Raw genomic sequence first — 26,113 nt, 5'->3', positions numbered from 1 at the left:
ACTTCCCGGCACACCTATGGGTCATATCGCTTTGTTTAGTTTACCTAAGGGTGCGGGGGAACGCATCCGCCGTCTTCCACAATCTTCTCCCACCGTATGTATGCGAAGGGCACCCGGCGTGGTCACCGGGTGCCCTTCGCATGTGTACGGTGCTCAGTCCTCGCTCGGCGCCGCCGGGAGCTTGGCCTGGATGAGGTCCATGACGGTCGAGTCGGTCAGCGTCGTCACATCACCGAGCTGACGGTTCTCGGCGACGTCCCGCAGCAGCCGGCGCATGATCTTGCCGGAGCGGGTCTTCGGCAGCTCGGCCACCGGCAGGATCCGCTTCGGCTTGGCGATCGGGCCGAGGGTGGCGCCGACATGGTTGCGCAGGTCCGCGATGAGGTTCTCGTCCTCGGCGTTCGCCGTGCCGCGCAGGATCACAAAGGCGACGATGGCCTGCCCGGTCGTCTCGTCGGCGGCACCGACGACGGCCGCCTCGGCGACGGACGGGTGGGAGACCAGGGCGGACTCGACCTCGGTGGTGGAGATGTTGTGGCCCGAGACGAGCATGACGTCGTCGACGCGCCCGAGGAGCCAGATGTCGCCGTCATCGTCCTTCTTCGCCCCGTCACCGGCGAAGTACTTGCCCTCGAACCGCGACCAGTACGTGTCGAGGAACCGCTGGTCGTCGCCCCAGATGGTGCGCAGCATCGACGGCCACGGCTCGGTGAGGACCAGGTAGCCGCCACCGCCGTCGGGCACCTCGTTGGCCTCGTCGTCGACGACGGTCGCGGAGATGCCGGGCAGCGGGGTCTGCGCGGAACCCGGCTTGGTCTCGGTGACGCCGGGCAGCGGCGAGATCATCATCGCGCCGGTCTCGGTCTGCCACCAGGTGTCCACGACGGGCGTCTTGTCGGCGCCGATGTGCTTGCGGTACCAGACCCAGGCCTCGGGGTTGATCGGCTCACCGACCGACCCGAGGACGCGCAGGGAGGAGAGGTCGAACTTCGCGGGGATGTCGTCGCCCCACTTCATGAAGGTCCGGATGGCGGTCGGGGCGGTGTAGAGGATCGTCACCCCGTACTTCTGCACGATCTCCCAGAAGCGGCCCTGGTGCGGCGTGTCCGGAGTGCCCTCGTACATCACCTGCGTCGCGCCGTTCGCCAGCGGCCCGTACACGATGTACGAGTGCCCGGTGACCCAGCCGACGTCGGCCGTGCACCAGTACACGTCCGTCTCCGGCTTGAGGTCGAAGACGGCGTGGTGGGTGTACGACGTCTGGGTGAGGTAGCCGCCGGAGGTGTGCAGGATGCCCTTGGGCTTACCCGTAGTACCGGACGTGTACAGGATGAACAGCGGGTGCTCCGCGCCGAAGGCCTCGGGGGTGTGCTCGGCGGACTGCCGCTCGACGATCTCGTGCCACCACACGTCACGGCTGTCGTCCCAGGCGACGTCCTGGCCGGTGCGGCGTACGACCAGCACATGCTCGACGTTGTCGACCTTGCCGATCGCCTCGTCCACGGCCGGCTTGAGGGCGGACGGCTTGCCGCGCCGGTACCCGCCGTCGGAGGTGATGACGACCTTGGCGTCCGCGTCCTGGATACGGGTCGCGAGCGCGTCCGCCGAGAAGCCGCCGAAGACGACCGAGTGGGCGGCGCCGATACGGGCGCAGGCCAGCATCGCGATCGCCGTCTCCGGGATCATCGGCATATAGACGGCGACCCGGTCGCCCTTCTGAACTCCCAGCTCCAGCAGGGCGTTGGCGGCCTTGGAGACCTCGTCCTTGAGCTCGGCGTAGGTGACAGCGCGGCTGTCGCCGGGCTCACCCTCGAAGTGGATGGCGACACGGTCGCCGTGTCCGGCCTCGACATGCCGGTCCACGCAGTTGTACGCGACATTGAGCTCGCCGTCCTTGAACCACTTCGCGAACGGCGGGTTCGACCAGTCCAGCGTCTCCGTCGGCTCCTTGGCCCAGGTCAGCCGACGGGCCTGCTCGGCCCAGAAGCCGAGCCTGTCAGCCTTGGCCTGCTCATACGCCTCCGCCGTGACGTTGGCATGCGCGGCCAGGTCGGCGGGGGGTGCGAACCTGCGCTCTTCCTTCAGCAGGTTGGCCAGGCTTTCGTTGCTCACGACATCTCCCTTTCCCAGGGTGTCCGTTGTGTCCCAGGCCACAGCTCATCAGACCCGGGGGTCCGATGACAAGGGTCGCCGGAAAATTGGTTTAGACCTGTCATGGGGTGCGGCCCGAGCTGCTGCCGGTGCCGGGGTCATCCGTTCCCACGGACGCCGGACCGAGGCGGTTCATCGCTGTAATCCCTTTCACATTTCGGCCTTGGGCAGGCGAAACGTGGGGAGCGCGGGGAGTGAGCCTCATGGGGACGTGGATCCCACGGAGTCCCGAAGGAGTGCGGCCCCGTCCGGTGTCCGGTGCGGGGCCGCCATCGGGTCTCACCCGTCGGGTCTCACGCGTCAGGCCGACAGGTCCGCCACTCCCACGTGATCGAACACCTCGTCCTCGCCGCCCTCGGCCAGCAGATACGCCTGTGCCTCGCCCACGTGGAAGTACATCCCGTGCAACTCCAGCGCCCCCGCCCGCAGGGCCCGGGCCACCGACTCATGGGCGCGCAGATGCTCCAACTGCTGGACCACGTTCGTCAGGCACAGCTGCTCGACCGCATCGGCCGGCGCCCGCCCTGCGAGCCTGGCCCAGGGGCGGCGCTCGTCGGACAGTCGCTCCAGACTGGGCTGGCCGTGCCGCAGCCATCGCCTGAGGGGGGTTTGCGGGGGCGGGTCTGCGGGTGGGGCAGGTTGGGGGGTGGGGTCTGTGGGTGGGGTGGGTTCGGAGGTGGAGTCTGCGGGTGGGATGGGCTCGGACGTGAGCAGCGCCTGCATGGCCCCGCACCCCGAGTGTCCGCATACGGTGATCGACCGCACCTGGAGCACATCCACCGCGTACTCGATCGCGGCCGCCACCGAGTCGTCCCCGCTCTCCTGGCCGGGCAGCGGCACGAGGTTGCCCACGTTGCGCACCACGAACAGGTCGCCGGGACCACTGGAAGTGATCATCGACGTGACCAGCCGTGAGTCCGCGCAGGTGAGAAACAGCTGGGAGGGCTGCTGTCCCTCACGCGCCAGCCGCGCCAGCTCGCCCCGTACCAGGGGCGCGGTGTTGCGCTGGAACGCGCTGATGCCGCGGGCCAGTTGCCGGGCACTGGGGCGACTGGCGTCGGTACTTGTTCCTGTCCTTGGTCGTGCCCCCACCCCCGCTCCTGCTTCTGGTCCTGCTCCCGCTCCTGTGCCGACGGTGCGGCCCCCGGGCCGGCCGGGCTCGGCGAGGGTGCCGACGTGGCGGGAGGTGTCGGGACCGTCGGCGGTGTCGAGTTCGCCGGTGCTGTGGGTGGCGTCGGCGCCACGCGTGCCGTGAGAGCTGTGCGCGCCACGGGAGCCGTCGGTGGTACCGGGGGCGCCGGTGTTGGAGGGCGTGCCGGATCTGTCTGTGTCGCCGGTGTCCCCGGCGTTGCCTGCGGCATCCGTGGCGGTCTCCCGCGTCTTCCTGAGCCGGCCGTCGCGGGAGAGGGCGGCATCCGGGATCTCGCACTGGTGGTTGCGCCAGGCTGTCCAGGGGTGGCAGCGGCAGTCGGCGGACTCGGCTGCGTCCCTCTCGGCGGCGGTATGGAGGCCGGCCGGGCCCATCGGCTCGCCGATCCGGACCCCGGCCCTACGACCGACCAGCTCGACGGAGCCGCCGTGCGCGGTGTGTGTGTTCTGCCAGTCCTGCAGTGACTCGTACGCCGCGTGGTCCATGAACGAGCCGTCCAACTCCACGACGGCGTCGGCACCTTGGGGCACGAGATGCAGGGTCCGGCTGAGCCGGGGCACCGCGAGGAACGTCAACTGTCCTCGTACATGTACGTGATGGACTCCTTCCTTTTCGTCATGGGTGATACGGGTGCGGGTGAGGCGGTGCAGGGCGACGCCGACGGCCATGGCGATTCCGAGTGCCACGCCCTCCAGGACGCCGATGAACACCACGCCGAGGGTGGTGACTGCGTACACCAGCACCTCTCGGTGGCGGGTCACCGTGCGAATGTGGTGCAGGGACACCATCTGGATGCCGACGGCCATGACCAGGGCGGCGAGCGAGGCTAGCGGGATGAGCTCCAGGATCGGGACCATCAGCAGCGCGGCGACTACTACGAGAACGCCGTGCAGCATCGTGGAGTTCCGGCTGACGGCACCGGCTTGCACATTCGCGGAACTGCGTACGGCGACCCCGGCGATGGGCAGCCCGCCGAGCGCGCCGGAGACGACGTTGGCGGCGCCCTGACCGAGCAGTTCGCGGTCCAGGTGGGAGCGGCCGACGCGGGCGGACAGCTCGGGTCGGCCCGCGATCAGCTTGTCCACGGCGACCGCGCCGAGCAGCGACTGCACGCTGCACACCAGCGTGATGGTGAGCACGGCGGCGGCGAGGCCGAGCACCGGGCCCTCGGGCAGCGCGGCCAGCGCATGGCTGCTCCAGGACGGCAGGTCGACCTTGGGCAGGCGCAGTCCGGCGAGCGAGGCGGTCGTGGTGGCGACGGCGACGGCGACGAGCGGGGTCGGCACCATGCGCAGCCACCCGCCGATCCGGCCGGGCAGCCGGGGCCAGAGCACCAGCAGGGCGAGGGTCAGCGCGCTCACCGACAGGGCGGCGGAGTGCACACGGGCCAACTGGCCGGGCAGCTCACGCAGGTTGTCCAGGACCGAGCTGTGCGGGATGCCGCCGAGGACGATGTGCAGCTGGGCCACGGCGATGGTGACGCCGATGCCGGCGAGCATGCCGTGCACGATGGCGGGGCTGACGGCGAGCGCGCCTCGCGCCACGCGCAGGAGGCCGAGGCCGAGTTGGGCGAGTCCGGCGAGAACGGTGATGGCACAGGTCGTACGCCATCCGTATCGCTGGATGAGCTCGGCGGTGACGACGGTGAGGCCGGCGGCGGGGCCGCTGACTTGGAGCGGGGCACCTCCGAGCCGTCCGGCGACGAGTCCTCCGACGGCGGCGGCGACGAGGCCGGCCTGGAGGGGAGCGCCGGTGGCGAGGGCGATGCCGAGGGACAGGGGGAGTGCGATCAGGAAGACCGCGATGGAGGCCGATAGATCGGCGCCCGCGATGCGAGGGCGGCCGGGCCGGGTCGGGGGCGGGCTGTGGGCTTCGTGGATGTGCTCCTCTCGACGTGGTTCGTCGGCGCGGGTGGGAACGCAGGCTGACATGTTTCCCGTCTCCTCCGGGGCAGCGCGGTCGCGGATCTGGTGGTCCCCCGCTCGGGGCGAGGGGTCGGGTCGCGGCCGTGTGGGCACGGCGTGCAGCGGCGGGATGCAACAGTCGGTAAACGGATCGTAATGCAGAGTAAAGGGCGGGAATAGATTTTCCGAGCAAATGGACTAATAAATCCCCCTGAAGAGTGAAGTGGCCAATTAGTCGGCTTGTCGTACTAATTCCTTCTCGGTTCCATGCGATCTTGGCGGCGCTGTCGCCATCCGAGAGAAGGAAGTAGGTGGACCGAACATGGCCGCCAACCGCAGGTTCGCCGACCCCCGAAAAGCCGCCGCGACACACAGAATTGCCGCGGGTACCGCTGCCGCCGCGGTCTGTGCCGCGTCGCTCGCCGGTTGTGGGAGCGGCCATGAGGGGCCCGGGAATGCCGCGCCCGGTCCGGAGAAGGCGAAGCCGGCGGCGCCCGCGCCCGGCAGCGTGATCCATCTGATCGGCGACGGGTCGACCGCGTACACCGGCACGCAGCCGCATCTGCCCAGACCCGAGCGGATGAAGCCGGGCCAGAAACCCCCGCAGTTCGTGGTGTTCTCCTGGGACGGCGCGGGCGAGGACAGCCAGAAGCTGTTCTCCCACTTCCGCAAGGTCGCCAAGGCGAACAACGCGACGATGACGTACTTCCTCAGCGGCGTGTACATGCTGCCGGACCATGAACGCGACCTCTACCGGCCGCCGCAGCACTCCCCGGGCCGCTCCGACATCGGCTTCAACGACGAGGAGGGCATCGCCGACACAGTGAGGCAGCTGCGTCACGCGTGGCTGGAGGGCAATGAGATCGGGACGCACTTCAATGGCCACTTCTGCGGCAGCGATGGCGGAGTCGGTGAGTGGTCGGTGGAGGAGTGGAAGGACGAGATCACTCAGGCGAAACGATTCGTCAAGTCCTGGAAGACCACCACCGGGATGAAGAAGGCGTCTCCTCTGCCCTTCGACTACGACAAGGAGCTCATCGGCGCTCGCACGCCCTGCCTCGAGGGCCGCAAGAACTTCGTCAAGGCCGCCAGAGAGATGGGCTTCCGCTACGACTCCAGCGGCGTCAACAACCAGCTCTGGCCCACGAAGCGAGAGGGGCTGTGGGATCTGTCGATGCAGCTCGTGCCGTTCCCCGGGCACTCCTACGAGCAGCTCACCATGGACTACAACTTCATGGTCAACCAGTCGGGCACCACGAGCCAGGGCGACCCCGACAAGCACCAGTTCTGGGGCGACCAGATGCGTGACGGCCTGCTCATGGGCTTCCGCCGCGCCTACGACGGCAACCGTGCGCCCCTGATCATCGGCAACCACTTCGAGTCATGGAACGGCGGCACCTATATGCGCGCCGTCGAGGAGGTCGTCGAGGCCGTCTGCAACAAGCCCGATGTCCGCTGCGTCTCCTTCCGGCAACTCGCCGACTGGCTGGACGCCCAGGACCCGGCGATCCTGAAGAAGCTGCGCACGCTGGGCGTCGGTGAGGCCCCGAAGCAGGGCTGGGCGGCCTTCTTGGCGAGGCACCCGGCCCCGGCGCCGAAGGGGGTGCCTGGGGCGCCGGCGGTCAAGCAGGAGAAGTCGAGCGGTTCGAAGTCGAGCGATTAGAGGTCGAGCGGTTCGAGGTCAAGCGCTGGAAGCCAGGCGGGAGTTGTCCTCGGGAAGGCCGGCAGCGCTCTCGCCGAGCACGAACCCGGGGTCGATCTGTGCCGCCAGGTCGACCCCGGTGCGCTCGTTCCCCCAGGTCCGGGCGTTCTTGAGGTGGAAGTGTGCCATCTGGCGGGTGTAGCGCTCCCAGTTCCGAAGCTCGTACGTCGCGTCCACGGCGGTGCGCAGTCGGCGCAGGGCGAGGTGGTTGGCGTCCTCCAGGAGCTCGAACCGGGAGGGGCGGCCCTTCTCCATGGAGCGCACCCAGTCCGAGTGCCCGACGGTCACCAGCAGGTCGTCCCCGACCTCGGCGCGGAGGAAGTCGAGGTCGTCCTGACCCTGCACCTTGTTGCCGACGACCTTGAGGACGACGCCGAAGTCGCGGGCGTATTCCTGGTACTGGCGATAGACGGAGACCCCCTTCCGGGTCGGCTCGGCGACGAGGAACGTGATGTCGAAGCGGGTGAACATGCCGGAGGCGAAGGAGTCCGAACCCGCCGTCATGTCGACCACGACGTATTCGTCGGGGCCGTCCACCAGGTGGTTCAGGAACAGCTCCACCGCTCCCGTCTTGGAGTGGTAGCAGGCGACCCCCAGATCGGATTCCGTGAAGGAGCCGGTGACCATCAAACGGACGGTGTCGCCGTCGAGTTCCACCGGCCGGGCACAGGCGTCGTACACCGGGTTGTTCTCGCGCACCCGCAGCAGTCGCGAGCCCTCGCCGGGCGGTGTCGTCTTGATCATCGTCCGGGCGGAGGCGATCCGCGGATTCGTGCCGCGCAGACAGTCCTTGATCATCGGCAGTCGCTCGCCCATCGCGGGCAGGGCGGCGGCTTCCGCCTCGTCGAGACCGAGCGCGGCTCCCAGATGCTGGTTGATATCGGCGTCGACGGCCACGACGGGTGCGCTTGTGGCCGCGAGATGGCGAATGAAGAGGGAGGACAGGGTCGTCTTGCCGCTGCCGCCCTTCCCGACGAAAGCAATTTTCATGTTCACGAACGGTAGTCGTGCGATAGCTGTATGTGGCAGGTGTGCGTGAAGAAGGCCACTCGATCGAGCGGTGAGGGCATGGGGACGTAATGTCGTACTCATGAGTACGACAGGTGCGTCCGCCGATCCGCTCGCGGCCCTCGGGGCACTGCCCGGGGTGCCCGAGTCCGTGGAGTCCGTGCGCAAGGCGGTGGACCGGGTCTACGGGCACCGGATCATGCGGCGGCGCAGCAACGAGATCACAGCCGAGGCCGCCCTGCGCGGCGCCCGGGGCACCGGTGCGTTGTCCGGCGCGGACTGGGCACTCGAAGAGGTGCGCCGGCGTACCGACTTCAGCGGCGACGGCGAGGCGCGCGTCATGGGCGCGGCCCTGCGGCTGACCGCCGAGGCGGGCCAACTGCTGTCCATCTGGCGGCAGTCACCGCTACGGGTGCTGGCCCGGCTGCATCTGGTGGCGGCGGCCGGCAAGGAGGATCAGGTCGGGCGTCCGCGTCAGGAGGGCGAGCCGGTCGACGAGCCACTGGTGGAGCTGCCGCTGCCCCCCGCGGCGGAGGTGCATGGCCGCCTGGAGGGGCTGGCCGAGCTGATCATCGCCGGAGGGTCGGCGCCCGCCCTGGTGACGGCCGCCGTCGTGCACGGCGAGCTTCTCGCGCTGCGCCCCTTCACCTCCCACAACGGCCTGGTCGCGCGTACCGCCGAGCGCATCGTCCTGGTCGGCAGCGGCCTCGACCCGAAGTCGGTCTGCCCGGCCGAGGTCGGCCATGCCGAACTGGGCCGGGCGGCCTATCTGGCGGCGCTCGAAGGCTATGTCTCCGGCACTCCCGAGGGCGTGGCCGCGTGGATCGCCCACTGTGGCAAGGCGGTCGGGCTCGGGGCGCGCGAGTCGACGGCGGTGTGCGAGGCGTTGCAGCGCGGTGCGGCGTGAGAGGGCGTGACGCACGCGTGCGTGGCCGTGCCTGACGCACGTGCGCGTACCCATGCTTGACGTGAGGGCGGCTTGAAAGTCGTAAGCCACGAAAAAGCCCGCGCGCGGGCCCACAAGAGTTGCGGCGGTACGAGGATTCGTACCGCCGCTGGCATGTTCACCGGGTTACCAAGCGTCCTCGATATGTTGCCCATCAGGCCGGGAACTTTGCCCGTCACCTGGTGCGGCTGGCCCGTAATCGACGGGTCGACGTCGCGTGGGTGCCCAATGTTCATGCTCGGTCCGTGGGGCCAAATGCGTATTAAAGGTGATCCTCTCGGATGTCCTTGGTCTCGCGGGCCGTTGACTCCTTTGTACTCCAGGCCACAACCAAGCGGAAGGCCTGGCCGCAGTTCTTTACTTTTACTCGCAAATCGCTTCAAACGGGCATCGGTTTGTCGAGCGCGGTGTGGATAAAGCGGGCATGCAGGTCAGGCGGGTGCCGAACGACGCCGGTTCGCGTACCAGACGAGCCCCGCGGTGGCCGCCGCGGCTCCTATGGCGGCGGCCGCGACGAGGGCGGGACGCGGCGGTACGGACAGGGAGGGGATCCGCTGCTTGAGCCGGACCGGGCGATGGAAGTCGAGAATCGGCCACCCGCGCGCGAGTGCCTCGCGGCGCAGCGCGCGATCCGGGTTCACCGCGTGCGGATGCCCGACCGTCTCCAGCATCGGCAGATCGGTCGCGGAGTCGCTGTAGGCGTAACAGCGGGAGAGGTCGTAGCCCTCGGACTCGGCCAGCTCCCTGATCGCCTCGGCCTTCGTCGGGCCGTACGCGTAGTACTCCACCTCGCCGGTGAAGCAGCCGTCGTCGCCGACGACCATGCGTGTGGCCACCACGCGGTCGGCGCCGAGCAACTCGCCGATCGGCTCGACGACCTCGGCGCCCGATGTGGAGACGATCACCACATCGCGGCCGGCCGTGTGGTGCTCCTCGATGAGGGAGGCGGCCTCGTCGAAGATGATCGGGTCGATCAGGTCGTGGAGCGTCTCGGCGACGATCTCCTTGACCTGCTGGACGTTCCAGCCGCGGACGAGCGCGGAGAGGTACTCGCGCGTGCGCTCCATCTGGTCATGGTCCATACCGCCCAAGCGGAAGACGAACTGGGCATATGCGGTCCGCAAGGCGGCCCTGCGGTTGATCAGACCGCCTTGGTAGAACGACTTGCTGAACGTGAGCGTGCTCGACTTCGCAATGACCGTCTTGTCCAGGTCAAAGAAGGCCGCTGTGCGGGGCAAGGAGTGGTTTTCCACGACCCCGAGCATAGGCGCAGCCCATTCGGCGTAAGGTGGGCGCGTGGGTTTGCCTGAGAGGGCTCTCGGGTACACCATGGAAGTCACGGATCGTTCGCGACCGTGCTAACCCGGTCCGACTCCTCCCCCCCCCGAGTCGGCCGTGGAGACGACCCCCGCTCTCCCCCCCGGCGGGGGTCGTCGCATGTCCGGGTGGGTTTTCCTCTTTCATGCACGGCCTCGGGGCCGACGCGAGGCGGCTGCGGCCGCCTATTCGGCATGTTCATGATTCGTGACCGTGTGTAGTTGTCGCGCTGCTCTGCGGGAGTCGCACAGGGGTTGGTCGGAGGCCGGTACGAGCGTCACCGGTTTGGGTGACGGCGATATTCACAAGCGCCGAGTTGTCCACAGTTATCGACCAAGATCCACACGATTTCCGGGATCGCTGCACCGTGATTCCAACGCGTCCCGCTCGGGCCGACTTCATGGCCGGATCCGGTTAGTCGGGCGTGTTTGGCCGGTTCGTATCGGCCGTTCATATGGAGGCCGGTTGCCGGTTCTTCACACGTTTGGGAATCGCGGGGCCGCAGGGCTGCGCGAGTGATGCAGCGAAGGGGGACGAAAACCGTGACCGCAGCCGTCACACACGATCCGCAGCCCGCCGCCTCCGGGCAGCCGGGCAAGCCATTGATCGTCACGGAGGACGCAGGACTGCTCGACGACCTGCTGCGCCTGTGCGCCGCGGCCGGCGCCACACCCGAGGTCCACCACACAGTGCCCGAACCCAGGGGCCGATGGGAGTCCGCGCCGCTCGTCCTGGTCGGCGACGACGCCGCACACCGGGTGCGCGGGACCGCGCGCAGACGCGGAGTGGTGCTCGTCGGACGCGACCAGGACGACGCCGGGGTGTGGCGCCGGGCCGTCGAGATCGGCGCCGACCATGTCCTGATGCTGCCCGATGGCGAACAGTGGCTGGTCGACCGCATCGCTGACGTCGTCGAAGGCGTCGAACGACCCGCCCTCACCGTCGGCGTCATCGGCGGCCGCGGCGGAGCCGGCGCCTCCACGCTCGCCTGCGCCCTCGCCGTCACCGCCGCGCGTGAGGAACTGCGCACGCTGCTCGTGGACGCCGACCCCCTCGGTGGCGGACTCGATGTCCTCCTCGGCGGCGAGACGGCCGAGGGGCTTCGCTGGCCCTCGTTCGCCGGCTCGCGCGGGCGGCTCGGCAGCGGCGCGCTGGAGGAATCGCTGCCGAAACTGCACTCCCTGCGGGTGCTGAGCTGGGATCGCGGTGAATGCGTCGCCGTCCCGCCGCAGGCCATACGAGCGGTGCTCGCCGCGGCCCGACGCCGGGGCGGCGCTGTCGTCGTCGACCTGCCCCGCCGCATCGACGACGGAGTCGCGGAGGCCCTCGCCCAACTCGACGTCGGAATCCTCGTGGTCCCCGCCGAACTGCGCGCCGTCGCCGCTGCCCGGCAGGTGGCCTCCGCGGTTCGCCTGGTCCTCAGGGACCTGCGGGTCGCCGTACGCGGCCCGTATGGCCCCGGCCTCGACGACCGCGAGGTGGCCCGGCTCCTGGACCTGCCGCTGGTGGGTGAGGTGCCCGTCGAAGCCGGGCTCCTGGGGCCGCACGAGAGCAAGGAACCGCCGGGGGCGGTGGGACGCGGACCGCTGGCGCGGTTCTGCCGGGAGTTCTGGGAGCGGGCGTTGCTGGAAGCGAGGGTGGCATGAGTACGGGGTCCGGGCTCGACTGGGCAGCCGGCGCCGAGGCCGGTTCGGTACGGGCGGCGCCCGAGCGGTGGCGATCGGGCGGGGCGGGGGCGACGGGGCGGAGGCGGGCTCGTGTGCCGCGGTGGGCGGTGGGTGGCTCGTCCGGCGAGGCGGTGGTGAGTGGGGTCGGTGTGCGCGGTGAGCCTGCTGAGCTGGTTGGGGAGTTGGGGGTTCGGGAGGGGTCTGCTCCGCCGCGTGTTGGGGCGAGTGCTCACAGGGCTCCCGCTGGGCGGGCAGGTGCGTCGGGTGTTCGGGCGGAGTCTGCCGAGTGGGGCGGTGTGCTGGGTGATCGGAGGGAGTCGGTCGGTCGCGCCGGTTCGCCGGGGGCGCGGTGGGACCCCGGGGGAGCGGCGGCCGGGGCGGGCATGTCGTCGGAGTTGCTCGACGGGGTGCGGCAGTGGCTGGCCGAGAGTGGGGGTGAGCCGACGCCCGCGCGGGTGGCGCAGGCGCTGCGGGAGCAGGGCCGGGTGCTGGGGGACGCCGAAGTCCTCGGGGCGGCCGAGCAGTTGCGGTCCGAACTGGTGGGGAGCGGTCCACTGGAGCCGCTGCTGGCCGATCCATCGGTCACGGATGTGCTGGTGTCGGCGCCGGACCGGGTCTGGGTGGACCGCGGCGGCGGCCTGGAGCTGACGTCTGTGTCCTTCCCGGACGCGGCGGCGGTACGACGCCTGGCACAGCGCCTCGCCGCGGTGGCCGGACGGCGCCTGGACGACGCACGGCCCTGGGTGGACGCCCGTCTGCCCGACGGGACCCGGCTGCACGCGGTGCTGCCACCGGTCGCCGTCGGCAGTGCCTGCCTGTCCTTGCGGGTCGTACGGCCGAGGGCGTTCACGCTCGACGAACTGGTCGCGGCGGGCACGGTGCCGCCGGGCGGGGACCGGGTGCTGCGCGCGCTGATGGACGCACGGCTGTCCTTCCTCATCAGCGGCGGCACGGGCAGTGGCAAGACCACGCTGCTCAGTGGCCTGCTCGGACTGATCGGGCCGGGCGAGCGGATCGTGCTCGCCGAGGACTCCGCGGAGCTCAGGCCGGACCATCCGCATGTCGTACGGCTGGAGAGCAGACCCGCCAACCAGGAGGGTGCCGGGCTCGTCACCCTGGAGGACCTGGTGCGCCAGGCGCTGCGGATGCGGCCGGACCGGCTGGTCGTGGGTGAGGTGCGCGGGGCCGAAGTCGTCCATCTGCTGGCCGCGTTGAACACAGGTCATGAAGGCGGCTGCGGCACCGTTCACGCCAACGCGGCGGCGGATGTACCGGCTCGTCTGGAGGCACTCGGTACGGCGGCCGGGCTCGACCGGGCCGCGCTGCACAGCCAGTTGGCGGCTGCGCTGTCGGTCGTACTCCATCTCGTGCGCGATCGGACCGGGCGTCGGCGGATCGCCGAGGTGCATGTGCTGGAACGGGACCCGTCGGGGTTGGTGCGGACGGTGCCGGCGTTGCGGTGGGGCGCGGAGGCGTTCGTGCGCGAGCGGGGATGGGAGCGGCTGCGGGGGTTGCTTCGGGGCGCGGGCGATGAGGGGGACGTGCGCGATGCGAACTGCGGGGGCGTGAAGGGTGCGGGTGGACTCGATGGGTGAGATGGCGGTCGGGGCGGCCGTGCTGTGCCTCGGTGCGGCGGTCTGGCTGCTGAGTGGGCCGAGTTCAGGGGCGCGGCGGGCGCAGTTGTTGCTGGCGGGTGGTGGGGCGATGGGTGCCGGACCGGCTGACTGGCGGCGGTCGGCCGGGGAACTGCGGCGGTTATGGGCACGGATGCGTGCCGAATGGTGGGCGCTGGTCGTCGGGCTGGTCCTGGCCGTCCTGGGGGCGTCGGTGCTGCCGGTGGTCGCGGGGGCGGTCGGGGTGCCGTTGCTGCGGCGGATGCGGCTGGCCCGGGAGTCGCGGCGGGCGCGGGAACGCCGTGGGCGCGCGGTGATCGCGTTGTGCGCGTCGCTCGCCGGGGAGGTGCGGGCCGGGCGGCAGCCGGGTGAGGCGTTGCTGCGGGCGGCACGGGACTCCAGCGGCCTCGGTGAGGCGCAGTCCGCGGTGCTGGCGGCGGCGCGGTTCGGCGGGGACGTGCCCGGTGCGCTCGCCTCCGCGGCACGAGAACGGGGTGCGGAGGGCCTGCTGGGCCTCGCGGCGTGCTGGCGAGTCGCCGTGGATCAGGGTGCGGGGCTCGCGGCCGGACTCGACCGGCTGGAGGGGGCGTTGCGGGCCGAGCGAGATCAACGTGCCGACCTGCGCGCCCAGTTGGCCGGCGCGAGATCGACGGTGGTGATGCTCGCCGGGTTGCCGGTTCTGGGGCTGCTGCTCGGGGCGGCCATGGGGGCTGACCCGCTGTATGTGCTGCTGCACACGGGCGCGGGGTTCGGGTGCCTGGTCGTCGGTGGAGTGCTGGAGGGGCTGGGGATGTGGTGGGCGGCGCGGATTGTGCGGGGAGCGGAGGCGGGGTGAGGAGTTGAGTCGATCGAGGGTGAGGGCTGGATCGCGGGTGGGGCGGTGATGGGGGCTGGGAGGCCGATTGGGATCGGGGGTCGGTTGGGGTCGGAGCGATGACAGGGACCGGGCCGGTGATCGGGTTGCGAGGCACCAAAGGGTCGGGAAGCCAGCTGGTGCCGGGCGGCGGACCGGGGCGTGAGAGGAAGTGGCGATGTGAGCGCTGAGGTTGTCCACAGGCTGGGGACGGCGGTGGGGGCGGTGCTGGTGGTCGGGTGGCTGTTGCGATGGGCGGCGGAGATCCGGCGCGAGCGGCGAGTCCGGCGGCGGATGGCCGGGCTGATGGCCGGGGTGATGGCGGCGGGCGATGTGACGCCGGTGCGTAGACGGTACGACGTCCGGCAGGGCGTACGGCGATGGCTGCCCTTGGTGGCAGTCGTGAGCGGTGGTTGGGCCCTGGTCGGCGGGGTTGCCGGGCTGGTGGTGGGGCTGGTCGTCGCGGGCGGGCTGTGGCTGTGGCGGCGTCGGCAGGGAACCGATCGGGGTGGCCGGGAGGAACTCGACGCCGGTGAGGTGGCACGTCGGCTGCCGCTCGCAGCTGATCTCCTCGCGGCATGTATCGCGGCGGGGGCCGGCCCGGTGATCGCCGCGCAGGCCGTGGGCGAGGCGCTGGGCGGTCCCGTCGGGAACGGGCTGGCGCGAGGCGCGGCGGAGGTGCGGCTCGGTGGTGAACCGGGCGAGGCGTGGCAGCGGCTGGCGTCGATGCCCGGGGCGGGGGCGCTTGCGCGGTTGCTGGAGCGGGCCGATGTGACGGGGCTTCCGGCGGCGGGACCGGTCGCGCGGCTTGCGGCGGAGGCCCGCGCCGACTGGACACGGTCCGCGACGGAACGGGCCAGACGGGCGGCCGTCATGGTCAGCGCGCCGGTGGGGCTGTGCTTCCTGCCCGCCTTCATCGCGGTGGGCGTGGCGCCGGTCGTGATCGGACTTGCGGGCGGGGTGTTGGGAGGGGGTCGCAGCGGATGACGGGGTGAGGGCGGTGTGACGGCCGCGCGGCGCTGCCGGCTGCGCGCCTCAGCGGGCGCTCAGGCAGGCATTCAACGGCGGACGTCAGCAGCAGGGATTCAGCAGCAGAGATTCAACGGCCAAGAGCCAACGGCAGGCATTCACCTGCTGACTTCAACGGGACTGAACCTTACGGGGGTTGAGATGTACAAGGCGGTACGGGCGCGGATGCGCTTGCTCGTGTGCAGGGTGCGGGCGGTACGGAGTGACGCGGGGATGGTCACCTCCGAGTACGCGATGGGGATCGTCGCGGCGGTGGCGTTCGCGGTGGTGCTGTACAAGGTCGTGACGAGCGGGCAGGTCAGCGCGGAGTTGCAGGACATCGTGAAGCAGGCGCTCGATGCGCGGATGTGAGCGGGGTAGGAGGCCGGGCCTGGGCTCGGACCGGGGGTTCGTCACGGCGGAGTCGGCTGTCGTGCTGCCGGTGCTGGTCATGTTCTCGATGGCGCTGGTGTGGGGGCTGCTCGTGATGGCGGCGCAGATCCAGTGCGTCGACGCGGCCCGGACGGGCGCCCGCGCGGCGGCCCGGCAGGACCCGCCCGACGCGGTCATCGAGGTGACCCGCGACGCGGCGCCGCCCGATTCGACGATCACGGTCGGCCGGGAGGGGAACGAGGTCCGCGTGGTCGTCGTTGCCAAACCGCCGTTGCTCGGCGCGCTCCCCTTCGAGGTACAGGAGGAAGCCGTGGCGTCGGCGGAGGAGATGGTGGGGGCGGGAACATGAGCGGGGGTTCCTCGACGGGCCGTAGGTGCGTTGCGTGGCTAACTCGGCCGCCGCGGCACCGAGTTCACCGTGCCGCCGCGTCCGACGCACGCGGCGGCGAGGGTGCCGCAGCCGACGGACGCCACACAGGGCAGCCTGGGCAGCTTGCCGTCGACCTGCGTTCCGATCGCGGCTCCGCCACCGTGTGGAGCCTTGGCGTCATCGCCGTGCTCTGCGTCGTCTTCGGCGTCGTACTTGCCCTGGGCCAAGCCGTCGCGACTCGGCACCGTGCGGCCGGCGGCGCCGATCTCGCGGCGCTGGCCGCTGCCGACCACTGGGCGGATGGGTCTACGGCGGCCTGTGCCCGGGCGGAACGGGTTGCTCGGGCACAGGGTGTGCGGCTCGTGCGGTGCATTCTGGTGGGCGAGATCTCGGATGTGACGGCGGCGTCGGGCGGGGGGCCGTTCGAAGCGGAGGTGAGGGCACGGGCGGGGCCTGCGGGGCCGACGGGATCTGTGGGGCCTGCGGAGTCTGCGACAGAACCTCTGTCGGCGAGGCCTTAGCCACCCGACTCTGCGGGGTCTCGGGTCTGGAGTCTGGGTTCCGAGGAAGGCCCCCGCCCTCGAGCTCTCAACCCCCCGACCCCGCAGGGCTGACGGGCCCCTGCGAGGCCGCCCCCGCCGACGAAGCCTCCGAGCCCTCCTGCCCTCCCGGAACATGCTCTCCCGGAACATTCCCCCGCCGAACCGGCCCTTCCCCGACCGACGTCGGCACCGCACCTTCCCCCGGTTCAAGCCCGGGCTCCCCCTCCGGCGCCCCCTTCAACAGCACCCCGAGCAACCGCACAGCCCCCCTCTTGTGCAACGGATCGTTGCCGTTACCGCACTTGGGGGACTGGATGCAGGACGGGCAGCCGGCGTCGCACTCGCAGGAGGCGATGGCCTCGCGGGTGGCCGTGAGCCAGGTGCGGGCCGTGTGGAAGGCGCGTTCCGCGAAGCCCGCGCCGCCGGGGTGGCCGTCGTAGACGAAGACCGTGGGGAGGAGCGTGTCGGGGTGGAGCGGGATCGAGACGCCGCCGATGTCCCAGCGGTCGCAGGTGGCGAAGAGGGGGAGCAGGCCGATCGAGGCGTGTTCGGCGGCGTGCAGGGCGCCGCCGAGGATCTCCGGGTTGATCCGGGCCTCGTCCAGTTGGTCCTCGGTGACGGTCCACCACACCGCGCGGGTGCGCAGCGTACGAGGAGGGAGGTCGAGTTTTGTCTCGCCCAGTACTTCGCCGGTGATCAGCCGGCGGCGCAGGAAGGAGACCACTTGGTTGGTGACCTCGACGGAGCCGTAGCAGAGGCGTCCGTCGCCCCATGGGATCTCGATGTCCGTATCGAGGACGGAGATCGCCGTCGTGTCCCGGGCGACCGTCGAATACGGCGGGGCGGCCTCCTCGACCAGGGCCACCGAGTCCTCCAGGTCGAGGGAGCGCACCAGATACGTACGGCCCTGGTGCAGATGGACCGCGCCCTCGTGCACCGTGCCGTGCGCGGCGCCCGCGTCGACCGTGCCGAGCAGCCGGCCCGTCCCGGACTCGACGACCTGGACCGGGCGGCCGCCCTCGCCGCGGATGTCGGTGAGGTCGGCGGCGCGTTCCCGGCGTGTCCAGTGCCAGGCCTTCGTGCGGCGGCGCAGCAGCTTCGCGGCCTCCAACTGCGGCAGCAGCGCCTCGGTCTCGGGGCCGAACAGCTCAAGGTCGTCGTCCGTCAGAGGGATCTCCGCGGCGGCGGCGCACAGGTGGGGCGCGAGGACGTACGGGTTGTCGGGGTCGAGGACCGTCGACTCCACCGGACGGTCGAAGAGGGCCTCAGGGTGATGGACGAGATAGGTGTCCAGCGGGTCGTCGCGGGCGACCAGGACCGCCAGCGCCCCCTGCCCGGAGCGGCCCGCCCGGCCCGCCTGCTGCCACAGGGAGGCGCGGGTGCCCGGGTAGCCGGCGATCAGTACGGCGTCGAGTCCTGAGACGTCGATGCCGAGTTCCAGGGCTGTGGTGGCGGAGAGGCCGAGGAGTTCGCCGGAGTGGAGGGCCTGTTCCAGGGCGCGGCGTTCCTCGGGGAGGTAGCCGCCGCGGTACGCCGCGACACGCCGGGCGAGGGAGCGATCCACTTCGGCGAGGCGTTCCTGGGCGATGACCGAGATCAGCTCGGCGCCGCGCCGGGAGCGTACGAACGCGACCGAGCGCACGCCCTGCACGGCGAGGTCGGTCAGGAGGTCCGCCGTCTCCGCGGTGGCGGTACGCCGGACGGGGGCGCCCTTCTCGCCCTGCAACTCGGTGAGCGGGGGCTCCCAGAGGGCGAAGACCAGTTCGCCGCGCGGAGAGGCGTCGTCGGCGACCTCCACGACGGGCAGGCCGGTGAGGCGGCCGGCGGCCACCGCGGGCTCGGCAGCGGTCGCGGAGGCCAGCAGGAAGACGGGAGAGGCGCCGTAGCGGGCGCACAGGCGGCGAAGGCGGCGGAGCACCTGGGCGACGTGGGAGCCGAAGACGCCGCGATAGGTGTGGCACTCGTCGATGACGACGTACTTCAGCGCCTTCAGGAAGGAGGACCAGCGGGGGTGGGACGGGAGTATGCCGCGATGCAGCATGTCGGGGTTGGTGAGGACGTAGTTGGCGTACTGGCGGATCCACTCGCGTTCCTCGAACGGAGTATCGCCGTCGTACACGGCAGGTCGGACGGAATTGCCCAGCGGATGTGAAAGTTCCTTCACAGAACGGCACTGGTCCGCCGCAAGGGCCTTGGTCGGGGCGAGATAGAGGGCGGTGGCGCCACGGCCGTTCGGGGCCTCGGAGCCGTCCAGAAGCGTCGAGAGGACCGGTACGAGGTAGGCCAGGGACTTGCCGGACGCGGTGCCCGTGGCGACGACCACGGAGTCGCCGTCCAGGGCGTGCTCGGCGGCTAGTGCCTGGTGGGCCCAGGGATGTTCGATTCCGGCCGACTGTACGGCGGCGATGACCTCCGCGCGGATCCGATCGGGCCAGACGGCATGGCGGCCCTCCCGCGGGGGCACATGCTCCGTATGAGTGATGCGCGAAGCCCGGCTCGGCCCCGAGGCGAGTCGGCCCAGCACCGCGCCCGGGTCCACCCGGGAGACGGGGCCCGTCGGGGATCGATCGGATCGGTGATTCTTGGCCATCGGCACCGAGTGTGTCACTGGCGTGACGGACAATGGGACCAAGGCGTCGTGCACGCCTGCCGGTAAGTGATTGAATGCCATCGCGGCTGGCGAACCGTCCTTGGGGTTGCAAGCCGAGGTGTCCCGAGGGACGACCGCTCGATAGCAAGGTGCTGGAGGATCCGTGGACCTGTCCCTGTCGACCCGTACCGTCGGCGATCGTACGGTCGTCGAGGTCGGTGGCGAAATCGACGTATATACCGCGCCCAAGTTGCGCGAACAGTTGGTCGAGCTGGTGAACGACGGGAGTTTCCACCTCGTCGTCGACATGGAGGGCGTGGACTTCCTCGACTCCACCGGGCTCGGCGTACTGGTCGGCGGCTTGAAGCGGGTGCGTGCCCATGAGGGCTCTCTGCGCCTGGTGTGCAACCAGGAGCGCATTCTCAAGATCTTCCGCATCACCGGCCTCACCAAGGTGTTCCCGATCCACACCTCGGTCGAGGAAGCGGTAGCGGCGACCGACTGATCACCGGACCCGGGTCCGCCGTTGGGCGGGCCCGGGGCGGCGGAAGTTGAAAGAGAGGCGGGGGACCGGGCTTTCGGCGGCCCGGCGCCCCGGCATGGCACGCCCGTAGTTCCGAGGGGGATGCATGGCCACCGTTGAACTCCGCTTCAGCGCGCTGCCCGAACACGTCAGGACCGCCCGACTGGTGGCGGCAGCGGTGGCACGCAGGGCCGGAGTGGACGAGGCCGTCCTGGACGAGGTCAGGCTCGCTGTCGGCGAGGCCTGCACCCGGGCCGTCGGACTGCATCAGAGCGTCGGCATCACGGCGCCGGTGAAGGTGTCGCTGATCGAGGAGGAGAAGCAGTTCTCCATCGAGGTCGGCGACGAGGCGCCACGTGCCGCTCCCGGCGAGCGCGCACCCGGCGCCCCGGGTGACGACGGCGAGGTGGATGCCGAGGAGGACGAGATGGGCCTCGCGGTCATCAGCGGCCTCGTCGACGACGTGGAGGTCTCCGCAGGGGAGCATGGTGGGCTGATCCGTATGACTTGGCCGACCACACCGCCGGCCGCGGTGCTTCCCTGAACGACCCGCCACGACACAGCTCATCGCGAAAGGGCCCTGCTCAGCAGGGCCCTTTCGCATTTCCGCCGTCACCCCCGAGAATTCGTGAAGGAATTCACGATCATTCTCCCGATAATTTGATCAAGGGTCTATGCTCGCGTCAATGGTTTTGGGGCATTAGCACTTTCGGGTTGGATGGCGGGATGTCGATCATTTGCTGAACGGCATGTGAAGGCCAATTCCGCTTACCGCCATCTGTTTTGATCAGGTTCCGGTACCTAGAATCCGTCCACATCTTGAGCTCAGCCCAAGCGTCAAGGAGGACGAATGGCGGGGCTTTCTACCCCTCATCAGCTCGACCACCCCACAACCCTCGCAGCCGCAGTGCTGACGGACGACAACCGGATCATCATCACGATCATCGGAGTCGTCGCACTGGCAGCGCTCGTGGTCGCCGGCGTACTCGTACGCCAGGTGCTCGCGGCGGGCGAGGGCACCGACAGCATGAAGAAGATCGCGGCAGCGGTCCAGGAAGGCGCCAATGCCTATCTGGCCCGTCAACTGCGCACGCTCGGCGTATTCGCCGTCGTCGTGTTCTTCCTGCTCATGCTGCTGCCCGCGGACGACTGGAATCAGCGCATCGGCCGATCGGTCTTCTTCTTGATCGGTGCCGGGTTCTCGGCGGCCACCGGTTATATCGGCATGTGGCTCGCCGTGCGCAGCAATGTGCGCGTCGCCGCAGCCGCGCGGGAAGCGACCCCTGCGGAAGGTGAGCCGGAAAAGGATCTCACCGCCGTCTCGCACAAAGCCATGAAGATCGCTTTCCGTACGGGCGGCGTCGTCGGCATGTTCACGGTGGGGCTCGGTCTGCTCGGCGCCTCCTGTGTAGTGCTGGTGTACGCGGCCGACGCGCCGAAGGTGCTCGAAGGATTCGGTCTCGGTGCCGCACTGATCGCGATGTTCATGCGTGTCGGCGGCGGCATCTTCACCAAGGCCGCCGACGTCGGCGCCGACCTGGTCGGCAAGGTCGAACAGGGCATTCCGGAGGACGATCCGCGCAATGCCGCGACCATCGCCGACAACGTGGGCGACAACGTCGGCGACTGCGCGGGCATGGCGGCCGACCTCTTCGAGTCGTACGCCGTGACCCTGGTCGCCGCGCTGATCCTCGGGTCGGCGGCGTTCGGTGACTCCGGGCTCGCCTTCCCGCTGATCGTGCCCGCGATCGGTGTGATCACCGCGATGATCGGCATCTTCGCCGTGGCCCCGCGCCGTAGCGACCGCAGTGGCATGTCGGCGATCAACCGCGGGTTCTTCATCTCCGCGGTGATCTCGATCGTGCTGGTCGCCATCGCCGTGTTCGTCTACCTGCCGTCGTCATACGCCGATCTCGACGGCATCACCGACGCGGCGATCGCGGCCAAGGACGGCGATCCGCGGATCCTCGCGCTCGTCGCCGTGGGCATCGGCATTCTGCTCGCGGCCGTCATCCAGCAGTTGACCGGCTACTTCACCGAGACCAACCGGCGTCCCGTCATGGACATCGGCAAGACCTCGCTGACCGGTCCCGCGACCGTCGTCCTCGCCGGTATCTCCATCGGCCTGGAGTCGGCCGTCTACACCGCGCTGCTGATCGGCCTCGGTGTCTACGGGGCGTTCCTGCTCGGCGGCACGTCGATCATGCTGGCGCTGTTCGCGGTGGCGCTGGCCGGCACCGGCCTGCTCACCACGGTCGGTGTGATCGTCGCCATGGACACCTTCGGCCCGGTCTCCGACAACGCGCAGGGCATCGCCGAGATGTCCGGCGACGTCGAGGGTGCCGGCGCCCAGGTGCTCACCAACCTGGACGCGGTCGGCAACACCACCAAGGCCATCACCAAGGGCATCGCCATCGCCACCGCCGTCCTGGCGGCGGCGGCGCTCTTCGGGTCGTACCGCGACGCCATCACCAGCGGCGCGCGGGACGTCGGCGAGAAACTCAGCGGCGAAGGAGCGCCGATGAGCCTGATGATGGACATCTCGCAGCCCAACAACCTCGTCGGCCTGGTCGCGGGCGCGGCGGTCGTCTTCCTCTTCTCGGGGCTCGCCATCAACGCCGTGTCGCGGTCGGCGGGTGCCGTGGTCTACGAGGTGCGGCGGCAGTTCCGTGAGCGTCCCGGGATCATGGACTACACGGAGAAGCCGGAGTACGGCAAGGTCGTCGACATCTGCACCCGGGATGCCCTGCGCGAGCTCACCACGCCCGGTCTGCTCGCCGTGATGGCGCCCATCTTCATCGGGTTCACGCTCGGCGTGGGCGCCCTGGGCGCCTTCCTGGCGGGCGCGATCGGCACGGGCACCCTCATGGCGGTGTTCCTGGCCAACTCCGGTGGTGCCTGGGACAACGCCAAGAAGCTCGTCGAGGACGGCCACCACGGCGGCAAGGGCAGCGAGGCCCACGCCGCGACGGTGATCGGCGACACGGTCGGTGACCCCTTCAAGGACACCGCAGGACCGGCGATCAACCCGCTGCTGAAGGTGATGAACCTGGTCGCGCTGCTCATCGCGCCCGCGGTCATCCAGTTCAGCTACGGCGAGGACAAGAACGTCGGCGTACGGGTCCTGATCGCCGTCACCTCGCTCGTCGTGATCGTCGGCGCGGTCTACGTCTCCAAGCGGCGAGGCATCGCCATGGGTGACGAAGGCAACGCCGAGCGGGTGGCCAAGCCCGCCGATCCCGCGGTGGTTTCATAGGCGGTCTTACGACAGCCCAGTTCAAGAGGCGGGCGGGCGGCGCGCATTGATGCGCCGCCCGCCCGCCTCGTGCTGGTTCACGCCCTTGCCGTGACGCTTCTCTCGCATGACGCAAAGAGCGATAAACACGTACACATGTCGCATTCACCGCACTGTCGTGCGGCGTATGACGTGTAGGGTCCCGTGGCCGAGAGCCACGGAAGGGACCAAACCGGTGAACAAGAAGCTCGCGGTTGCACTGTCCGGCGGTGCGGTACTGGCACTGGCGCTGACGGGATGCACCAGCGACGAGGGCAACAAGGAGCTCGACGCCTGGGCCAAGAAGGTCTGCGACGCGGTGCCCGCGCAGAACGCGAAGATCTCGGCGGCCTACGTCGAGATCACCAAGGCGGCCAAGGACACCACGAGCACGCCCAAGGAGCTCCAGGAGGCCGACTCCAAGGCCTTCCAGGACCTCGCCGACGGCTACAAGGCCCGCGCGGCGCTCATCAGCACCGCCGGGGCGCCTCCGGGCATCGAGAACGGCGCGACGGTCCAGAAGGACGTCGTCAAGAAGCTCACCGCCCTCTCCGCGGCCTACGCCGACCTGAAGACGCGGGTCGACAAGCTGGACACGAAGGACCAGGCGAAGTTCGCCTCCGGTCTGAAGGACGTGTCGGCCGAGATGAAGCAGGTCGAGACCCAGCGCCAGAGCGCGGTCAAGGCGCTGAAGCAGCTGGAGTCGGGCGACACCAAGAAGGCCCTGACCTCGCAGGAGGGCTGCAAGCAGGCCGCGGCGGCGTCCGGGGCCGCCGGGACGACCGGCGGCTGAGCCGAACGCGGGCGGGCGGTACGCGGGTCACAATGAGGGCGTGAGTGACTCCACGCTGCCTGCCCTGCCCACCTCCGACCGCCCCGATGTCGCCGTCGGGCTGCGGGAGGCCCTGCTGAGGGCCTCCTTCACCGCCGACGGGCTGCTCGAACTGCTCGGCGCGCCCGCGTACGCGGCGCTCGCCCGGAGCGAGACCGTGCCCGCGCTCAGGGCGACCCGGGGAGACGCGCCGCTCGAAGCCCTCGTACGCCTGTTTCTGCTGCAGCAACCCGTGCCGTACGCGCGCGTGGCGGACGTTCTGCCCGTCGACGCGTGCCTGGAGAGCGGGTGGCTGGTCCGGGTCGGCGGCGCGTCCGGCGACGACGTGTCCGCGACCGTGGATGTACGGCCGTACGGCGGGCCCGGGGGCGAGGACTGGTTCATCGTGTCCGACCTGGGCTGCGCCGTCGGCGGAGCTGGCGGTATCGGCAGCAAGGACGAGGGCGTGGTCCTCGGTGTCGGCGGCGCCTCCACGACCCTCGCCGGCATCACCGTCCGTACGCCCGTCGCCTCCGCCCTCGACCTCGGCACCGGATCCGGCATCCAGGCGCTGCACGCCTCGCAGCACGCCACGCGCGTGACGGCGACCGACCTCAACCCGCGCGCGCTGCACATCACCGCCCTCACCCTCGCCCTGTCCGGCGCGGCGACGGCGGACCTGCGGGAAGGGTCGCTGTTCGAGCCGCTCAAGAACGGCGAGACGTACGACCTCATCGTCTCCAACCCGCCCTTCGTCATCTCGCCGGGCGCCCGGCTGACGTACCGCGACGGCGGGATGGGCGGGGACGATCTGTGCCGGTCGATCGTTCAAGGGGCGGGGGAGCGGCTGAACGAGGGCGGGTTCGCGCAGTTCCTCGCCAACTGGCAGCACGTGGAGGGGGAGGACTGGCAGGACAGACTCAGGTCATGGGTGCCGCGCGGGTGCGACGCGTGGATCGTGCAGCGCGAGGTCCAGGACATCACGCAGTACGCCGAGCTGTGGCTCAGGGACGCCGGCGACCACCGGGGTGACGCCGCCGAGTACCAGGCGCGGTACGACGCGTGGCTGGACGAGTTCGAGGCGCGCAAGGTGAAGGCCGTGGGCTTCGGTTGGATCACCCTGCGGAAGGCGTCGGCCGCCGTGCCCTCGATCACGGTGGAGGAGTGGCCGCACCCGGTCGAGCAGCCGCTCGGCGACACGGTCCGCGCGCACTTCGCCCGGCTCGACTACCTGCGTGCCCGGGACGACGCGGCCCTGCTGGAGGACCACTTCAGGCTCGTCGCCGAGGTCGTGCAGGAACAGGTCGGCCTGCCCGGCGCCGAGGACCCGGAGCACGTGGTGCTGCGCCAGCACCGCGGCATGCGCCGGGCCACTCAGGTGGACACGGTCGGCGCGGGCTTCGCCGGCGTCTGCGACGGCACGCTCAGCGCGGGCCGCATTCTGGACGCCATCGCCCAACTGATGGGCGAGGACCCGGTGTTGCTGCGCGACCGTACGCCCGCCCAGATCCGGCTGCTGGTGGAACAGGGGTTCCTCGAACCGGCGCGGTGATCGTGCCGGGGCCGCCTCCTCGCGGTCGTACGGAGTTCGGTGCCGAATCCCGGGCCGACCAGGTCATAGGCGTTGTTCGGACGCCCGGCGAATTGGCGTGCAAGGACGTACGAGAAGGAGATGTGCAACAAGGAGACGTGCAACAAGGGATCCGGCAACTCCACCAAGATCTACGAGAACGAATTCGGCCGGAAAGACACTTCCCCCGGCGCGGCCTGAGGCAGGCGAGTCGGACGAGGGTGGGGGATCCCGTGGAGCCGGCGTGGCGGACGTGACGGATGGGGTCGGAGAGCCGGCGGGAGTACACAGTCGCGTCGGCCCCGCGTTCACCTGAGGTTCGTCTGTGCGCCGTCCGCGCGTGTCAGCCTCGCCGGGCTGGGCACTCGCGGATCGGAGAAAAGGGGCAAGCGGAACCATGGAAAGGGGACCGGCGATCTTCGGTGGGGTGGTGTTCGCCCTGTTCGGAGGTGGGCTGCTGGTGTGGACCGCGGTCCGGGTGCGACAGCGCCGGCCCGTCGCCCACGGTGTGAACCGCGTCGCATCGGCGACCCTCGCGGGCCTTGCCTCGGTGATCGCGTTGGTCCTCGGCGTCTGGTGCATCTCCCGCCTCTGAGAACGGCCCACGAGCTGGGCCGCAGGTAATTGACAGGGCCTCTTCCGGAAAGGCTCGAAAAGACCTGTGGGCACTCCGGGCGGCAGGAATGGCGGAAGTCGGGTTACCGTTCGAGTGGCCGTTGCG

Annotated in this window: 21 protein-coding genes; 15 read left to right on the top strand and 6 right to left on the bottom strand. The window is 70.2% G+C overall.

From position 1 onward, the window contains the following. Positions 1–153: 153 nt before the first annotated feature. Both acs and IE325_RS39275 read right to left on the bottom strand, forming a co-directional pair. Complete coding sequence (gene acs / locus IE325_RS39280) at positions 154–2,112, bottom strand: acetate--CoA ligase (protein ID WP_190074965.1); 1,959 nt, start codon at positions 2,110–2,112, stop codon at positions 154–156. A 339-nt stretch (positions 2,113–2,451) separates the two neighbouring features. Next, the gene (locus IE325_RS39275) at positions 2,452–5,232 is read right to left on the bottom strand and encodes a bifunctional SulP family inorganic anion transporter/carbonic anhydrase (protein WP_190074964.1); all 2,781 of its coding nucleotides are present in this window, start codon (positions 5,230–5,232) and stop codon (positions 2,452–2,454) included. 295 nt (positions 5,233–5,527) lie between these two features. Here IE325_RS39275 and IE325_RS39270 point away from each other — a divergent pair, with 295 nt between their 5' ends. Further along, a complete protein-coding gene (locus IE325_RS39270; RefSeq protein WP_190074963.1) occupies positions 5,528–6,868 on the top strand; it encodes a polysaccharide deacetylase family protein in 1,341 nt (446 codons plus the stop codon). A gap of 18 nt (positions 6,869–6,886) precedes the next feature. Here the strand turns inward: IE325_RS39270 and IE325_RS39265 are convergent, their stop codons facing one another. Continuing rightward, positions 6,887–7,897 (bottom strand): ATP-binding protein, encoded by a 1,011-nt coding sequence (locus IE325_RS39265; RefSeq protein WP_190074962.1) that lies wholly within the window; start codon positions 7,895–7,897, stop codon positions 6,887–6,889. 100 nt (positions 7,898–7,997) lie between these two features. Here IE325_RS39265 and IE325_RS39260 point away from each other — a divergent pair, with 100 nt between their 5' ends. Continuing rightward, positions 7,998–8,822, top strand: coding sequence for a Fic family protein (locus tag IE325_RS39260; RefSeq protein WP_190074961.1), 825 nt, complete (start codon positions 7,998–8,000; stop codon positions 8,820–8,822). Positions 8,823–9,292: 470 nt separating this feature from the next. On the opposite strand, the gene IE325_RS39255 is transcribed toward IE325_RS39260, so the two are convergent. Then, entirely contained in the window at positions 9,293–10,126 is an 834-nt protein-coding gene (locus tag IE325_RS39255) for an HAD family hydrolase (protein ID WP_190074960.1), read from the bottom strand. A gap of 570 nt (positions 10,127–10,696) precedes the next feature. On the opposite strand from IE325_RS39255, the gene ssd reads away from it, so the two are divergent. The 6 genes from ssd (at position 10,697) to IE325_RS39225 (ending at position 16,061) form a co-directional block, all read left to right on the top strand. Continuing rightward, positions 10,697–11,824 (top strand): septum site-determining protein Ssd, encoded by a 1,128-nt coding sequence (ssd, locus tag IE325_RS39250; protein ID WP_190075007.1) that lies wholly within the window; start codon positions 10,697–10,699, stop codon positions 11,822–11,824. A 404-nt stretch (positions 11,825–12,228) separates the two neighbouring features. Then, a complete protein-coding gene (locus IE325_RS39245) occupies positions 12,229–13,440 on the top strand; it encodes a TadA family conjugal transfer-associated ATPase (protein ID WP_190074959.1) in 1,212 nt (403 codons plus the stop codon). Continuing rightward, complete coding sequence (locus IE325_RS39240; RefSeq protein WP_190074958.1) at positions 13,433–14,293, top strand: type II secretion system F family protein; 861 nt, start codon at positions 13,433–13,435, stop codon at positions 14,291–14,293. Before IE325_RS39245 ends, IE325_RS39240 begins: the two co-directional genes overlap by 8 nt. A 198-nt stretch (positions 14,294–14,491) precedes the next feature. Beyond that, on the top strand, positions 14,492–15,298 hold the full coding sequence (locus IE325_RS39235) for a type II secretion system F family protein (RefSeq protein WP_190074957.1): 807 nt from the start codon (positions 14,492–14,494) through the stop codon (positions 15,296–15,298). A gap of 183 nt (positions 15,299–15,481) precedes the next feature. Continuing rightward, positions 15,482–15,691, top strand: a complete 210-nt coding sequence (locus tag IE325_RS39230) for a DUF4244 domain-containing protein (protein WP_190074956.1) — start codon at positions 15,482–15,484, stop codon at positions 15,689–15,691. Beyond that, positions 15,678–16,061 carry a TadE family type IV pilus minor pilin gene (locus tag IE325_RS39225; RefSeq protein ID WP_190074955.1) on the top strand — a complete coding sequence of 128 codons (384 nt, stop codon included), beginning with the start codon at positions 15,678–15,680 and terminating at the stop codon, positions 16,059–16,061. The genes IE325_RS39230 and IE325_RS39225 overlap by 14 nt, the downstream gene beginning before the upstream one ends. 38 nt (positions 16,062–16,099) lie before the next feature. On the opposite strand, the gene IE325_RS46395 is transcribed toward IE325_RS39225, so the two are convergent. Beyond that, positions 16,100–16,375, bottom strand: coding sequence for a hypothetical protein (locus IE325_RS46395; RefSeq protein WP_229912369.1), 276 nt, complete (start codon positions 16,373–16,375; stop codon positions 16,100–16,102). Here IE325_RS46395 and IE325_RS46390 point away from each other — a divergent pair. Next, on the top strand, positions 16,262–16,603 hold the full coding sequence (locus tag IE325_RS46390) for an Rv3654c family TadE-like protein (protein WP_229912363.1): 342 nt from the start codon (positions 16,262–16,264) through the stop codon (positions 16,601–16,603). The genes IE325_RS46395 and IE325_RS46390 overlap by 114 nt on opposite strands. A 67-nt stretch (positions 16,604–16,670) precedes the next feature. Here IE325_RS46390 and sftH read toward each other — a convergent pair whose 3' ends face one another. Next, positions 16,671–19,295 (bottom strand): DEAD/DEAH box helicase, encoded by a 2,625-nt coding sequence (gene sftH, locus IE325_RS39215; RefSeq protein WP_229912354.1) that lies wholly within the window; start codon positions 19,293–19,295, stop codon positions 16,671–16,673. Between the two features lie 82 nt (positions 19,296–19,377). Between sftH and bldG the strand changes: the two genes are divergently transcribed. The 6 genes from bldG (at position 19,378) to IE325_RS39185 (ending at position 25,987) form a co-directional block, all read left to right on the top strand. Further along, entirely contained in the window at positions 19,378–19,719 is a 342-nt protein-coding gene (bldG, locus tag IE325_RS39210) for an anti-sigma factor antagonist BldG (RefSeq protein WP_003975386.1), read from the top strand. Positions 19,720–19,843: 124 nt separating this feature from the next. Further along, a complete protein-coding gene (locus tag IE325_RS39205; RefSeq protein ID WP_190074953.1) occupies positions 19,844–20,281 on the top strand; it encodes an ATP-binding protein in 438 nt (145 codons plus the stop codon). Between the two features lie 306 nt (positions 20,282–20,587). Beyond that, positions 20,588–22,993 (top strand): sodium-translocating pyrophosphatase, encoded by a 2,406-nt coding sequence (locus tag IE325_RS39200; protein ID WP_190074952.1) that lies wholly within the window; start codon positions 20,588–20,590, stop codon positions 22,991–22,993. Between the two features lie 214 nt (positions 22,994–23,207). Further along, complete coding sequence (locus IE325_RS39195) at positions 23,208–23,804, top strand: small secreted protein (RefSeq protein WP_229912352.1); 597 nt, start codon at positions 23,208–23,210, stop codon at positions 23,802–23,804. Positions 23,805–23,844: 40 nt separating this feature from the next. Then, positions 23,845–25,374 carry a DUF7059 domain-containing protein gene (locus IE325_RS39190; RefSeq protein WP_190074950.1) on the top strand — a complete coding sequence of 510 codons (1,530 nt, stop codon included), beginning with the start codon at positions 23,845–23,847 and terminating at the stop codon, positions 25,372–25,374. Positions 25,375–25,789: 415 nt separating this feature from the next. Further along, a complete protein-coding gene (locus IE325_RS39185; protein ID WP_190074949.1) occupies positions 25,790–25,987 on the top strand; it encodes a hypothetical protein in 198 nt (65 codons plus the stop codon). The last annotated feature ends 126 nt before the right edge of the window (positions 25,988–26,113 follow it).

Source organism: Streptomyces lanatus (assembly GCF_014655715.1).
GTDB lineage: Bacteria > Actinomycetota > Actinomycetes > Streptomycetales > Streptomycetaceae > Streptomyces > Streptomyces lanatus.
The sequence above is the reverse complement of the archived record's forward strand: the minus strand, read 5'-3'. Positions and strand labels throughout refer to the sequence as shown.

Coding starts and splice junctions, on each gene's coding strand:
- IE325_RS39275 (WP_190074964.1), bottom strand. CDS start 5,232: ATGTCAGCCTGCGTTCCCACCCGCGCCGACGAACCACGTCGAGAGGAG.
- IE325_RS39270 (WP_190074963.1), top strand. CDS start 5,528: ATGGCCGCCAACCGCAGGTTCGCCGACCCCCGAAAAGCCGCCGCGACA.
- IE325_RS39265 (WP_190074962.1), bottom strand. CDS start 7,897: ATGAAAATTGCTTTCGTCGGGAAGGGCGGCAGCGGCAAGACGACCCTG.
- IE325_RS39260 (WP_190074961.1), top strand. CDS start 7,998: ATGAGTACGACAGGTGCGTCCGCCGATCCGCTCGCGGCCCTCGGGGCA.
- IE325_RS39255 (WP_190074960.1), bottom strand. CDS start 10,126: ATGCTCGGGGTCGTGGAAAACCACTCCTTGCCCCGCACAGCGGCCTTC.
- ssd (WP_190075007.1), top strand. CDS start 10,697: ATGCAGCGAAGGGGGACGAAAACCGTGACCGCAGCCGTCACACACGAT.
- IE325_RS39245 (WP_190074959.1), top strand. CDS start 12,229: ATGTCGTCGGAGTTGCTCGACGGGGTGCGGCAGTGGCTGGCCGAGAGT.
- IE325_RS39240 (WP_190074958.1), top strand. CDS start 13,433: ATGGGTGAGATGGCGGTCGGGGCGGCCGTGCTGTGCCTCGGTGCGGCG.
- IE325_RS39230 (WP_190074956.1), top strand. CDS start 15,482: ATGTACAAGGCGGTACGGGCGCGGATGCGCTTGCTCGTGTGCAGGGTG.
- IE325_RS39225 (WP_190074955.1), top strand. CDS start 15,678: ATGCGCGGATGTGAGCGGGGTAGGAGGCCGGGCCTGGGCTCGGACCGG.
- sftH (WP_229912354.1), bottom strand. CDS start 19,295: ATGGCATTCAATCACTTACCGGCAGGCGTGCACGACGCCTTGGTCCCA.
- IE325_RS39205 (WP_190074953.1), top strand. CDS start 19,844: ATGGCCACCGTTGAACTCCGCTTCAGCGCGCTGCCCGAACACGTCAGG.
- IE325_RS39200 (WP_190074952.1), top strand. CDS start 20,588: ATGGCGGGGCTTTCTACCCCTCATCAGCTCGACCACCCCACAACCCTC.
- IE325_RS39185 (WP_190074949.1), top strand. CDS start 25,790: ATGGAAAGGGGACCGGCGATCTTCGGTGGGGTGGTGTTCGCCCTGTTC.